Source organism: Rhizobacter sp. (genome assembly GCA_021153565.1).
GTDB lineage: Bacteria > Pseudomonadota > Gammaproteobacteria > Burkholderiales > Burkholderiaceae_C > Albitalea.
Genome location: JAJKJU010000235.1, coordinates 1 through 11,748, shown reverse-complemented (window position 1 = coordinate 11,748; position 11,748 = coordinate 1). Strand labels below are relative to the sequence as shown.

Here is an 11,748-nt window from a genome sequence, read left to right as displayed (position 1 = left end):
GATTCGAATCTCAATGAATACTTTGCTGATCCGTGCGGGCCTCGTGATGTGCCTCGTGCTGCCTCTTGCTGCAAATGCCCAGGTTGCGGTGACGCCGCAGCCCGATCAAGAACTGCTTCTCTCAAGCCCCGATCCGAAACTCGCGGCCAACAAGCGCCTTGTCTACGACTTCTGGCGCGAGGTCTTCGAAAGTGGTCACATGGAACTTGCGCCGAAGTACATGGCCGAGAGTTACATCCAGCACAACCCGAACGTGGCAACCGGGCGAGCTGCGTTCATCGACTTCTTCTCCCGATTCGCGAAGGCCAAGCCCATCGAGCCGCGCATCAAGGCACCGGTGGTGTCCATCGTGGCGGAAGGCGACATGGTGGTGCTGAGTTTCGTGCGCGAAGCTGCCGATCCGAAGGACCCGGCAAAGAAGTACACGACCACTTGGTTCGACATGTTCCGCATCGAGTCCGGGAAAATTGCGGAACATTGGGATGCGGCACAAAAACAGTGACTGTGGGTGATAGAGAACGCCCCGCATGTGGATCTTCATGCATTTTCCCCAGCGAACTACGAGACGAGACGAGAGTCGCAACCCTTCTTGCCTTCACCTGCGCAGGCCAAAGTGATTCGCAGACGACCCTGGAGCGAGTTCATCCGAAAAAGGAAAGATGGTGGGCGAACTTGTTCGCTTCGGTGGCACTGGTGCTCGCTTGTGGAACGACGACTGCCCGAGAGAGAGCCAACTTTTTCAACGACCCGTTCATCCAGGCCACCGACGGCATTGCGTCTTGCCCCGTCCCTGAGGGCCCCGTGATCACCGAAGCGCAGATGCGGTCCCAATCGCACTCGCGCGCCGAGCGCGGCACGAGTTGCTATCAGTCGGGTCGATGTCGTCTGCCGAACTCTTATCTCTACGACAAGGAAATCATTCCCCGCGTCAAGAAGGCGATCGACGCTGATGGCGGCTTCGTCGACACCAGCGTCTGGGCCGAAGGGCAGCGGAGGTGGGTCTGGCTCAAGGGTTGTGTGCGCACACAGGCACAGGCTGACGCCCTGGAGCGACTCATTCGAAGCATCGATGACGTAGAAGGCGTGATTAACCAACTCACCGTTCAACCGCCCTGAGTCCACTCGGGGGCACGGCTGTGGATTGAAGCACTCAATTCATTGGCCCCGATGTCGCGCTTCGTTCTTGAAAGCTATTGAAAATTAGATCCGGCGATAGGGTGTTATGTCTCGATGGTGAGCGCCGGCCGGCCCAAACATCGGTGACCGTGGCCCGGTCAAATTTCATGATGTTTTCTTCTCGCCAACCCTTTGCACCCCGCTCGCGAAGGGCGATGTGGGCAACGTCATTGTTAAATTCTGTGACGTACATCGATCTCAGCATGGCAAAAGGAGCGGAATCGATCCCGTGGTCGAATTGCACCTCCAGGATGAGCCGGTTCTCATCAACCGAATCCAACTTCAATGTGGCCTTTCCGCCGCGTTTGAATTGCAGCGTGAACGTGCGCATTTCCGGATCAAAGCGGATCTCCTCGATGTCCACGACTGGCCGCCCCTGCATTTCAACAGGACCAACCAGGAACGAGCTGCCGAAAGGTGTATCCGTAGCCCAAAGGGACCGCGGCGAAAGAGGGCGGGCTCGCCAGTAGCCATCCTGTGGATAAAGCACCAGAACCTCCTCCTTGTGTCCTGCGCGGCCCACATGTACCTGCAGCAGGTGCAGATTCCTTTCGACCCGGTTGCCGATGCGCACTATGGCGGTCGTCGGGCGCCAGAACGTTTTAAAGGTGTGGCCAATGATCTGCAAACCCGCGTCCCGGTAGAGCATCATTTGCCGCTGCTGGCCAAGCGGTGCTGTATATACGGGGTCATCAGACATCTCACACGCAGTCCAGTCCGGCTCCCAGTTGTTGCGATGCCCCGACGATAGATAGATTGGATGTGCCGCCTCGATGCGGAAACTTCTCACTTCTGAACTTGCAAAAGAGATGGCCACGTTGTCTTTCTCAGCGCAGAGAACTGGCTCACTTTCGTTGACGACATTGACGGCAATGCCGTTGACGGGGACGGCTAAGACCCTCTGCGGAAGCAGTGCAACGCACATCGCAATGCAAATCAGCACAGCTTCGAATGGAGCAAGTAAAACGGTTTTCATGAGATTTGCCAATTTGAGGATTTTCCGCAATCGTAGCGATGGATTGATAGACCATCCTCGGTGCGGTGCCCTTAGGTCATGCGTAGCGGCCAAAGTAAGTGCCATTCGCCTTATGGATTTGGCCCGGAATAGGGCCAAATCCTTGGTATTGGTGGCACATCGACGACTTTCTTCCAAAGTTCGCTGAGGCGACAGCGCTCACATGACAGGCTATTCATTCGAGCGAGAATGCTCGCTATCCAATGCCGGAGTTGCCGTGTCCATCCTCGTCCCCATGACCGCTGAAAGCTATGCCACATTCTGGGAAGCGGCTGTGTCGGGCTACGCAGAGCAGAACATCGCCTGCGGCCGCTGGCCTGCAGAACGCGCGTTGGAACGCTCGCGGGCAGAGCATGACAAGCTGCTGCCGCAGGGACTCGACACACCGGACCACTACCTATTCGACATTCGGGATCTGCAATCGAACACGCTGTTGGGTTCGTTGTGGGTCGCCGAAGCTGATCGAGCCGGTGTCCGCATCGCCTTCGTGTATGCCGTGCGCATCTTCCCCGCGTTTCGCCGACAAGGCCATGCAAAGCGTGCGTTCAAGGCGCTCGAGTCCTTCGTGAAAGGCCTCGGACTATCAACCATCGGGCTGCATGTGTTCGCGTTCAACACCGAGGCGCGTGCGCTGTACGAGTCGCTGGGTTACGAAGTCACGAGCCTCAACATGCACAAGTACCTGAACGATGCGAGCTATTGATCTTGCCTGCAGGATCCTGAAAGTCAACCACGCTGGCGAGCCTTGCGCCATCAACATGAAACTGGTTCCCAAGAATCCCGTCATCCTGCTTCGCCACTCGAAGCTCGGCTATGTCACTGTGAGCCAGGGATTCTCGTTGTCGGCCTTCTTTTTGGGGTCAATCTGGGCCATCGTGAAGCGCACGTGGCTCGTTTTCGTCGGCCTCTTTGTCGTCGAGGTGGTGCTCTGGTATTTGAACGGAGTCGCGACTGTCAAGCGCGACTTTGTCACTTTGCTCGGGCTGATGCTCGTCAACGTCGCCCTCGCCATCTGCCGCGGCAAGTACGCGAACCGATGGTTGCTGGCTTCCTTGCGGCGGCGGGGCTACGGGCCCTGGCCGGTGGCCGATGACAAGCAAGCCTGAGATGCGCTTCGTCAGCTTCTTTCGAAACCTGAATCTCAGACGGCCGGGAAAGCTCACGAGAGCACATTTCGTTCGACGCATTCGAGCAGGCAGGCGCCGCTGAGGTGCGTTCGCTTTCTCACTCACGACACGGTTGGGATGCTGGTCGCACTGGGGGTCTGAAGCCCACGGCACTTGCGCAGGCAAGGCAATTGCTACGGATGCATGACGAGTGCTCGGCATGCACAATACTCTCGACAGCCCTCACCGGCGTCATCGCTGACGTCATCACCGAGAACACGAGTGCGACTTCGCTTCACCGACGCTGCCGCCCACCACATCCTTGCGCATCCGGGCGCATTCGCGCTGCAAACGCTGAAGGCATTTCGTGCAAACCAGGGGGCCGGTGCGGTGGCCTACTATGCACTGCTCTCGATCGTTCCACTGCTGATCCTCTTCGTGATCGGACTGTCGCACTGGCTCGACCAGGACGTGCTGTTGCAGACCCTGGGCCGCTATCTCGAATGGCTGGTGCCCGGCCAGTCCCGCGCGATCGTGGCCGAGCTCAAGAATTTTCTCGATCACCGGGACGTCATCGGCTGGGTGCTGGGCGTGACGATGTTCTTCTTCAGCTCGCTCGCGTTCACAGTGCTCGAGAACGCGATGTCGGTGATCTTCGTTCACCGCGTGGCAATCCGGCGACGGCGCTTCGCGGTCTCCGCGCTGCTGCCGTATCTCTATATTTTGTCGCTCGGCTTCGGCCTCTTGATCGTGACGCTGGTGTCGGCAAGCCTGCAGGCCCTCGGGCGGGAGAGCATCGACCTTCTCGGGCACGAGTGGTCGTTGAGCGGCATCTCGGGTGTGCTGCTTTACTTGCTGGGTGTTGGCGGCGAAGTGTTCGTGTTGACTTCGGTCTACCTCGTGATGCCGGTGGGCCGCCTGTCGCTTCGACATGCGCTGGTAGGTGGCGTCACCGCCACGGTGCTGTGGGAGATCACCCGCCATATTCTCGTGTGGTACTTTGCCACCCTGTCGCAGGTGAACGTGGTGTACGGCTCGCTCACGACTGCCATCGTCGTGCTGCTGAGTCTAGAGATCGGAGCCACCTTGCTGCTGTTCGGCGCACAGGTGATCTCAGAGTACGAGCGTCTCAGCCGCGGCAAGGTGGAGGCCGAACCCAAGGAATTGCAAACGCGGTCGACACCGCCTGAAGTATCAAAATCCGATACGCAGTAAGACCGAAGCAGCAACGTTTCAGGTGAGTTGCGCGAGGTGGTGGGCACGCCAACAGCCTCTCAGCCGCCCGACCTCCGCAGAGCCGGGTCTCTTCATTCGATCTTGGATGGGGAAACCCTGTCGTCTGAGAGACGGCATGACATACCCAACCCACGCACGGGGTGCTGACAGCTGACGAACTTCGTGCCAGCATCACCGCTCCAAGAACGCCACAAGACCTCCTGGTCACTGTCGTCTGACACATTGCTTGCTGACCAGCCGAGGCACAGGAAGGAGCCATCGCCATGCGAGACCCATTGGTCAGATCGACTCGCGCCCCGGACAAATCTGGGTTCGAACTCGGCGGTTGGCCTTTGCAAGATCTGGCTGATGTCATCGAGCGGGCCTGGGGTGCCGGCCCCGGTGCAATCCATGCACCTCTCGTGCACGACGTCGTTGACATCGTCATTGATGGGCTGGACGCAGGCGAGCTTCGCGTAGCAGAGCGACACGGTGTGGGCCAATGGACGGTCAATCAATGGATCAAGAAGGCGGTACTTCTCTCGTTTCGCCTGAGCGACAACCGGCTGCTTCGTGCCGGTGACCTATCGTTCTTCGACAAGGTTGAATCCAAGTTTGCCGGTCTCGACGAGAGCGACATGCGCGCGAGCGGGGTGCGCATCGTGCCACCGGCGGTCGCGCGCCACGGCGCGTTCCTCGGGCGCAATGTGGTCGTGATGCCCAGCTTCATCAACATCGGCGCTTACGTCGATGAAGGCACGATGGTCGACGGCTGGGTCAACGTGGGCTCGTGCGCGCAGATCGGCAAGAACGTGCACCTCAGCGTGGGCGTGTGCATCGGTGGCGTACTCGAACCGATGCAGGCCCATCCGACGATCATCGAGGACAACTGCTTCATTGGCACGCATTCGTCGGTGGTTGAAGGTGTGGTGGTGGAAGAAAACTCCGTGATCGCGACGGGCGTGCACTTGAGCCAGAGCACCAAGATCCTGGATCGGCAGACGCGGGAAATCAGCCATGGTCGTGTGCCGAGCGGGTCGGTGGTGATTCCGGGCATGCTTCCCGCGACCGATGGCAGCTACAGCACGTCGTGTGCAGTCATCGTGAAGACGGTGGACGAGCAGACAAGGGCGAAGACCAGCATCAATGAATTGCTGCGCTCGTGAGAACTCTCAGCCTCTGAGCTTGTCGAAGCCGCGCTTGGGAGTGCACTTCGACAAGCTCAGTGTGCGAACGGATGTTGGGTTGACGCCTCTCAACCGAAGCGCCCATGCAAAAACCACCCCTGCCCTTCTTGCGCCACCGACATCGGTAGCCGCGCGCGGTAGATCCACACCAGTGCGCCGTCGCTTGCCTGGGCGATGAAGTAGTCGCGCTCGGCCAGGGCGGCGTCCCACCAGCCGGCTTCGATGCGCTCGGGGCCGCACAGGAGTTGCAAGGGGCGGCCGTCGAGCAGCGGACGCAATTGCCATTCAGGCAGAGGCTCGGGTTGCGCAAGCAGCCACACCGGGCGTTGCGGGCCGCGAAAGACGCGGGGTACCGGCTTCGTCGCGCCTCGCGGCGCCGCATCGGCAACACACGCCCCGGTGGCAAGTTCGGGCCGATGGTCTTCCACTTGATGAATCCGCTGCACCTGCTCGCAGCCGAGCCGAGCCTGCAGCCGTTCGATGAGCCGGGTGAGCCCCTCGCGTTCGCTTCGGGCACTCGGAAAAAGCTCGCTGTTGGGCGGGGTACGGTGAACGACATCGGCGCAGGTAATGCGCAGCTCGAGCGTGGGAGCCACGAGTTTCAGGTTCGCGAGCCGTTCGCGCATCAGCACGAGCAGATGGGAGATGTCGCGCGAGGGTTCGGCCAATGCGATGTCGAGCCTGCTGTCGGCAGGCGTCTGCGCGTCGTGCCGATGCCGCGATTCATGCTGCATGTGCAGCGTGAACCGGCTCACCTGCGCATGCTGGGCCGATGCCCACGCCACGAGTCGCGCCAGAAGCATCGACGCGCCGTGCAGCACCTGCTCGGTGGTGTCGGCACGTGCGAAGAGTTCGAGCCGACTGTCGAACGTTTCGCAGAGGCTGACCCAGGTGCGCGGGTCGGGCTTCACGCCGCGGGCGCGATCGATGTCGTCGAGCAGGCCTTCACTGAAACGCCGTGCAAGCCCGCTGCGCGGCAGCCCGCGCAAGTCGGACAGCATGCGCAGGCCCATGCCCTGCAAGGCCTCCCAATGCTCGCGCCCCGGGCCGATGAGCCACACCGGCACGGCGTCGAGCATGCGATTGAGCGCGGACAGGTCGGCGGCGTGGCGGCCTTCGGGCGGATCAGGCATGCATGCGAGCAGGGCCGCGCCCTTGGGCGTAGGCGCACTCGCGCAATGCACCGTGTGACCAAGAGGCACGAGCGCGGCATGAAGCCGTCGAAGCAGCCGATTGCGTCCGCCGAAGTAACGCAGGCTCGCACGCACTTCGAGCAAGACGGTGTGCGGCGCGGCCTGCGAATCTTCGTGGTCTTCGAGCGTGACCGAGGGCGTGAAGGCGAGCGCCGCATGCGCCACGCTCACGATGGCTCGCATGTCGCGCGCGGCATCGGCTTCGCCCAGCACGATGTGGGGTGCCAAGGCGAGTGCGGTGGCGCGCTTGAGTCCGGGGTGCACGCCCAAGGCTTGCGCGGCGGCGTTGGCGCTGACGATGCAATGCATGTCCACCAGGGCGATGGGCTGCGGCGCTGGATCAACACCTTCGGCCTGCCGCGGCAAGGTGGCCGCGAAAGACTCCAGCGACAACATCGGCAGGTGCAATGCAATCCACAACATGAGCATTGAATCCGGAGCTTGTGCAAGACATGGTGCCGCAATCAGCCTCCCTCTCAGAGGCTCTCTCAGAGGCTGAGAGTATTTCGAGCGTGTCCGAGCAGCACGTCAAAAGGCACCTGATCTAGGAGTCTGCGCGGCAGAAGATCGTTGCCGCCGAAAGTGGCAATTTCAGTGGTCGCTGACCCCTTGGCAAGATCGAGAAGATCGATCCTGGGCGATTTTGCGAGGTCGGATTTCGAATGAATATTTCTCAAACCTTCTGCCGCGCAGACTCCTAGGCGCAAAGCGCAGCCATAGCTCGTGCTATGGCGAGCATTTGCAACGACGAGCAGGAGTCTTTTGGCGTGATGAGCGGGCATGATCGAAATACTCTCAACCTCTCAGGACGCGAGATTGATGAAGGTGGCGCCTTGCAAAGCCTGCTGCGACGACGACGGCGTCGGTCGCGCACCCGATGCATCGATGGGCTGGCCCGCGCGCAATCGTGCCGCGGCAGACAGCACAGGCGGCAGTTGCAGGCGCAGTGGGGTTTCAAGCGGCGGGCCGCGGCGTTTGAGCACGCGCACGTCGAGCATGTCGGCCCCGCCCGGACGCAAGGCCAGGCGTAAAGGCGCCGCAGTGGGCCGCTGCTGCGCGGCGGTTTCGCGGATCAAGAAGGCCGGACCGTCATGGGCATGTGCTGCGAGCTGAAGCCGCCGCAGGCGCTCTGCCCGCAGGCGCGGCGGCAACCAGGCAAGCACTGCTCCCACATGGCCGCTCTTCAAGGCCTGTTCCAGTGCCCAGAGGCTGTCGCTTCCCGCCACCACCTTGCAACGGGTGTGGATGACGAGAAGCTGGGCGATGTCGAGCCCCATCTGCGAAAGCGCCCAGGCGCAGAGTTCCTGTGGCGGATCGAAGAGCATCACGAGCCGCCCAGCCTGCTGCACCGAAGCAAGGACGGGGCTCAGCAGACGCATTTCGCCCACGCCGGGATGCGGCAGCAGCAACTCGCTCAACACCCGCCGCGGCCACCCGCCGCCGGGCAGTTCGGCATTGAGTGCAGGGAAGCCACTGGAAACAGCTTGATCTATCTGGCGGCCAAGTTGGTGGCCGAGCCAGAGAGCCGGATGAAGGGTTTCGGGGGCGAGCGGATGCCGATGGGTAGGCACCGAGGCCACACCCGCAGCGCCGCCGCGCGCCTTCGGGGAAGAAGGCGGCACGAAAAGCTGCGAAATGACGGTGGGCAGTGCATCCATGAGATGACTGTATTTTTATACAGTATTTGGCGCAATGGGAGATTTTTGGAGTGAAGACCAGACTGACGTGCTGGATTGCCAAGGACTGCGCGACGGCAGCAACGCGGGTTGCATGTACCTCGTGCAGGCGCGTGACGACAAGATTCACGAATCGATCGACGGCATCGTGCAACTGAGGCTGCTGCTCGTTGAGCCCACCATGGCTTCGGCCGTGATCGCATCGGCGAGACTTGGGAGCTGAAACTTCGCTGACCTGCATGCCAATGTCATCCGACCTGTCATCCGCCCCCTGCCCTTGCGGCTCCAAATTGACTCATGCCGCCTGCTGCGGTCGCTATCACGACGGGCCGCAACACTTGCAAGCACCAAGCGCCGAAGCCTTGATGCGATCGCGCTACAGCGCCTTCGTGCTCGGCCTTCGCGACTACCTGCTCGCGACCTGGCACATCAGCACGCGGCCAGCGGATCTGGAGCCCGATCCGCCGGGGATGAAGTGGTTGGGGCTGGATGTGAAGCGAGCGATCCAGCAGGACGCCGACCACGCAACCGTCGAATTCGTGGCCCGAAGCAAGCTTGCAGGACGAGCGCACCGGCTACATGAACTCAGCCGCTTCGTGCGCGAACAAGGTCGGTGGTATTACGTGGACGGCGATGTCGGCTGAAACGCGACACCACCGTTCGCCCTGACACAATAGGAGTCCGCCTCGCGGCTTCTCTCGTTTCCTTCCCTCGTATCTCATGAATCCCGGCATTCTCAGCGCCGGCCTCGCCTATGCGTGCTGGGGCCTGTTTCCTCTCTACTTCAAGCAGTTGGCGAGCATCGCTCCGATCGACGTGCTTGTGCATCGCATTGTGTGGTCGCTCATCTTCCTGCTGCTCGTGCTGAGCGCGCGCAAGCATTGGTCGTGGCTCGCAGAGGCTGTTCGCAGGCCCAAGGTCATCGGCGCGTTCGCCGTGAGTGCGCTGCTGCTGTCGGCCAACTGGCTCACCTACATCTGGTCGGTCACGCACGGGCACGTGATCGATGCGAGCCTCGGATACTTCATCACGCCGCTTGTGAACGTTCTGCTGGGGTACACCGTGCTCAAGGAGCGGCTGCGTCCGGCACAGTGGGCGGCCGTGGGATTGGCTGCCGCAGGGGTGATGTGGCTTGCCATGCAGGGCGGGCAGTTTCCGTGGATCGCACTGGTCCTTGCCTGCACTTTCGGTGGCTACGGCTTGATGCGCAAGACCGCCACGCTGGGAGCGCTGGAAGGGTTGGCGCTAGAGACAATGCTGCTCGCCCCCCCGGCACTTGCAATGCTCGCGTTTTCTGCAGCGCGCGGCGAGAGCAGCTTTCCGGCGGACAGTGCGCTCGTGAATGCCATGCTGATCGGCATCGGGCCAGTCACCGCCATTCCGCTGCTTCTGTTCGCAGCGGGGGCCCGGCGGATTCGTATGAGCACGCTCGGCATCCTGCAGTACATCGGTCCGACAATCCAGTTCGGGCTCGGGGTGTGGCTGTTCAACGAGCCGTTTGCTGGCCCGCGGATCGTAGGATTTCTGCTGATCTGGGCGGCGCTGGTGATCTACAGCATGGAAGGATTGCTGCAGACGAGCGCGGTGCAGCGGACGGTGCTGGAACCGGATTGATCCGCTGTCATTGAAGGATGAATTACCCGAATCGCACGGCGTAAATCGGCGGCAAGTGATTTGACAGCGTCGCCCATGAATCGCCGGCGTCCCCAGACGCCCACAACCCACCGGTCGTGCTGCCCATCAGCAACTGCTTCCCATCGGGCGCCACCGACAGCCCGTGGCGATAGATGAGGTCGTAGCACGCAAGCTGTGGCAAGCCCTTGCGCAGCGTCTCGAAGCTCTTTCCGCCATCCCGCGTGCGATTGACCGCCAGCGCGCCCGCAACCGGCACGCGCTGCTGATCGGCCACGCCCGGCACGAACCACGCGGTGTCCGCGTCCGACGGATCGACAGCAACCGCGAAACCAAAGCTCGACAGCGGCGAGGTCGTCACCTCCTGCCACGACACGGCATCGTCCACGCTTTTCCAGATACCGTTGTGATGCTGCGTCCACAACACGTCCGGCTTCGCGGGGCAGCGCACGATGCGGTGAGGATCCTGCGTGTTAGGGTTTTCGGCCTGATCAGGCGGCATGTACGCGGCGCGCATGCCAGTGGCCTGCAGCGCCCACGTCGCACCGTCGTCCTTGGTGACCCAGGCGCCGCCACAACTGATCCCGACGAGCATCTCTTCCGGACGCGTCGGATGAGGAGCGATTGAATGGATCCCCGGCACGTCGTAGCCGCCGCCGAACCATTCGGTGCGCTCGGGCTTGTGCCATAGCGCCTCGTTCAACTTCCAGCTCGACCCACCGTCGTCTGAGCGAAACAAGCCGCCCGGCAAGGTCCCCGCCCAGATCGTGCCGTTGCGCGATTCCATCGACCAGATCTGCACGAGCTTCCACGCCACACCTGTCGCCTCTGCCGGTTGCTCCGGATAGGCCGGCGTCGTCACCTCATGCCAGTTCACACCACCGTCATCCGACGCGTGCACCTTCACGCCAAAGTGCCCGAGGTTCAAGGCCGCAAGCATGCGGCTCGATGAGGTGGGCGGCAGCACCATCGACACCGGCTCGCCGAGAAAACTCACGTTGGCGATGCTCCAGTCGGAGCCCTTGCGACGCAATTCGAAAAGCCCCTTGCGAGTGGCAACCCAAGCGCGATCGGTCATGAAAATGTCCCTTTGTGAGAGGATGAGTCGGGTGATCAGCCACCCGACAAGGCCTGCAAGACGTACACCTTGCCGTCAGCACGCAGCGGATCATTCAAGGACACGCGATCGGTGCTGCGGCGGCCGTCGATGAACACAACGACGTTGGCCCGCAGGTGGCCCTGGTCGTCGAGTACGTAGCCGCGAAGGCGCGGGTTCCTGGCGAAGGTGGCTTCGAGGCCGCCCCGCAGGGTCGTCGCATCGGTATCCACGACTGGGGTCTCGGTGAAGCGCCGCAGTTGCGGCGTGAATTCGAAGCGTGCCATGGTCACCATGATGCGCCAACGCCGCGGCGAATTGAATCACCGCCGCCGCGGTTTTTCAGGGCTACCTCAGAGGCTGAGAGTATTTCGAGCGTGTCCGAGCAGCACGTCAAAAGGCGCCTGATCTAGGCGCAAAGCGCAGCCATAGCTCGTGCTATGGCGAGCATT

General features: G+C 61.7%; 15 protein-coding genes. 9 read left to right on the top strand and 6 right to left on the bottom strand.

The window, feature by feature from the left end; genetic code table 11:
* The first annotated feature begins 13 nt into the window (after positions 1 to 13).
* A complete protein-coding gene (locus tag AC30NL_RS15105; protein WP_489464824.1) occupies positions 14 to 502 on the top strand; it encodes a nuclear transport factor 2 family protein in 489 nt (162 codons plus the stop codon).
* Positions 503 to 672: 170 nt separating this feature from the next.
* Entirely contained in the window at positions 673 to 1,116 is a 444-nt protein-coding gene (locus AC30NL_RS15100; protein ID WP_489464823.1) for a BON domain-containing protein, read from the top strand.
* A gap of 34 nt (positions 1,117 to 1,150) precedes the next feature.
* On the opposite strand, the gene AC30NL_RS15095 is transcribed toward AC30NL_RS15100, so the two are convergent.
* A complete protein-coding gene (locus AC30NL_RS15095) occupies positions 1,151 to 2,152 on the bottom strand; it encodes a hypothetical protein (RefSeq protein ID WP_489464822.1) in 1,002 nt (333 codons plus the stop codon).
* Between the two features lie 256 nt (positions 2,153 to 2,408).
* On the opposite strand from AC30NL_RS15095, the gene AC30NL_RS15090 reads away from it, so the two are divergent.
* The 4 genes from AC30NL_RS15090 (at position 2,409) to dapD (ending at position 5,678) form a co-directional block, all read left to right on the top strand.
* Complete coding sequence (locus tag AC30NL_RS15090) at positions 2,409 to 2,894, top strand: GNAT family N-acetyltransferase (protein WP_489464821.1); 486 nt, start codon at positions 2,409 to 2,411, stop codon at positions 2,892 to 2,894.
* 55 nt (positions 2,895 to 2,949) lie between these two features.
* On the top strand, positions 2,950 to 3,297 hold the full coding sequence (locus AC30NL_RS15085) for a DUF2628 domain-containing protein (protein WP_489464820.1): 348 nt from the start codon (positions 2,950 to 2,952) through the stop codon (positions 3,295 to 3,297).
* Between the two features lie 282 nt (positions 3,298 to 3,579).
* A complete protein-coding gene (locus tag AC30NL_RS15080; protein WP_489464819.1) occupies positions 3,580 to 4,512 on the top strand; it encodes a YihY/virulence factor BrkB family protein in 933 nt (310 codons plus the stop codon).
* Between the two features lie 284 nt (positions 4,513 to 4,796).
* Positions 4,797 to 5,678, top strand: coding sequence for a 2,3,4,5-tetrahydropyridine-2,6-dicarboxylate N-succinyltransferase (gene dapD / locus AC30NL_RS15075; protein ID WP_489464818.1), 882 nt, complete (start codon positions 4,797 to 4,799; stop codon positions 5,676 to 5,678).
* Positions 5,679 to 5,767: 89 nt separating this feature from the next.
* On the opposite strand, the gene AC30NL_RS15070 is transcribed toward dapD, so the two are convergent.
* The 3 genes from AC30NL_RS15070 to imuA all read right to left on the bottom strand — a co-directional run bounded on the left by AC30NL_RS15070 (position 5,768) and on the right by imuA (position 8,550).
* Complete coding sequence (locus AC30NL_RS15070) at positions 5,768 to 7,315, bottom strand: Y-family DNA polymerase (RefSeq protein WP_489464817.1); 1,548 nt, start codon at positions 7,313 to 7,315, stop codon at positions 5,768 to 5,770.
* Between the two features lie 65 nt (positions 7,316 to 7,380).
* Positions 7,381 to 7,674 (bottom strand): hypothetical protein, encoded by a 294-nt coding sequence (locus AC30NL_RS15065; protein WP_489464816.1) that lies wholly within the window; start codon positions 7,672 to 7,674, stop codon positions 7,381 to 7,383.
* 21 nt (positions 7,675 to 7,695) lie between these two features.
* Entirely contained in the window at positions 7,696 to 8,550 is an 855-nt protein-coding gene (gene imuA / locus AC30NL_RS15060; RefSeq protein ID WP_489464815.1) for a translesion DNA synthesis-associated protein ImuA, read from the bottom strand.
* Between the two features lie 34 nt (positions 8,551 to 8,584).
* Here imuA and AC30NL_RS15055 point away from each other — a divergent pair, with 34 nt between their 5' ends.
* From AC30NL_RS15055 to rarD, 3 genes are all read left to right on the top strand, one after another.
* Positions 8,585 to 8,791, top strand: a complete 207-nt coding sequence (locus AC30NL_RS15055; RefSeq protein WP_489464814.1) for a hypothetical protein — start codon at positions 8,585 to 8,587, stop codon at positions 8,789 to 8,791.
* Between the two features lie 16 nt (positions 8,792 to 8,807).
* A complete protein-coding gene (locus AC30NL_RS15050; RefSeq protein ID WP_489464813.1) occupies positions 8,808 to 9,212 on the top strand; it encodes a YchJ family protein in 405 nt (134 codons plus the stop codon).
* Between the two features lie 76 nt (positions 9,213 to 9,288).
* Entirely contained in the window at positions 9,289 to 10,182 is an 894-nt protein-coding gene (gene rarD, locus AC30NL_RS15045; RefSeq protein WP_489464812.1) for an EamA family transporter RarD, read from the top strand.
* Positions 10,183 to 10,204: 22 nt separating this feature from the next.
* Here the strand turns inward: rarD and AC30NL_RS15040 are convergent, their stop codons facing one another.
* A complete protein-coding gene (locus tag AC30NL_RS15040) occupies positions 10,205 to 11,278 on the bottom strand; it encodes a WD40/YVTN/BNR-like repeat-containing protein (protein WP_489464811.1) in 1,074 nt (357 codons plus the stop codon).
* Between the two features lie 35 nt (positions 11,279 to 11,313).
* Positions 11,314 to 11,583, bottom strand: a complete 270-nt coding sequence (locus tag AC30NL_RS15035; protein WP_489464810.1) for a MoaD/ThiS family protein — start codon at positions 11,581 to 11,583, stop codon at positions 11,314 to 11,316.
* Between the last annotated feature and the right edge of the window lie 165 nt (positions 11,584 to 11,748).

Bases quoted from the DNA above. Each gene is read 5' to 3' on its own strand.
- AC30NL_RS15105 (WP_489464824.1), top strand. From the start codon at position 14: ATGAATACTTTGCTGATCCGTGCGGGCCTCGTGATGTGCCTCGTGCTG.
- AC30NL_RS15095 (WP_489464822.1), bottom strand. From the start codon at position 2,152: ATGAAAACCGTTTTACTTGCTCCATTCGAAGCTGTGCTGATTTGCATT.
- AC30NL_RS15085 (WP_489464820.1), top strand. From the start codon at position 2,950: ATGAAACTGGTTCCCAAGAATCCCGTCATCCTGCTTCGCCACTCGAAG.
- dapD (WP_489464818.1), top strand. From the start codon at position 4,797: ATGCGAGACCCATTGGTCAGATCGACTCGCGCCCCGGACAAATCTGGG.
- AC30NL_RS15070 (WP_489464817.1), bottom strand. From the start codon at position 7,315: ATGTTGTGGATTGCATTGCACCTGCCGATGTTGTCGCTGGAGTCTTTC.
- AC30NL_RS15065 (WP_489464816.1), bottom strand. From the start codon at position 7,674: ATGCCCGCTCATCACGCCAAAAGACTCCTGCTCGTCGTTGCAAATGCT.
- imuA (WP_489464815.1), bottom strand. From the start codon at position 8,550: ATGGATGCACTGCCCACCGTCATTTCGCAGCTTTTCGTGCCGCCTTCT.
- AC30NL_RS15055 (WP_489464814.1), top strand. From the start codon at position 8,585: ATGGGAGATTTTTGGAGTGAAGACCAGACTGACGTGCTGGATTGCCAA.
- AC30NL_RS15050 (WP_489464813.1), top strand. From the start codon at position 8,808: ATGCCAATGTCATCCGACCTGTCATCCGCCCCCTGCCCTTGCGGCTCC.
- rarD (WP_489464812.1), top strand. From the start codon at position 9,289: ATGAATCCCGGCATTCTCAGCGCCGGCCTCGCCTATGCGTGCTGGGGC.
- AC30NL_RS15040 (WP_489464811.1), bottom strand. From the start codon at position 11,278: ATGACCGATCGCGCTTGGGTTGCCACTCGCAAGGGGCTTTTCGAATTG.
- AC30NL_RS15035 (WP_489464810.1), bottom strand. From the start codon at position 11,583: ATGGCACGCTTCGAATTCACGCCGCAACTGCGGCGCTTCACCGAGACC.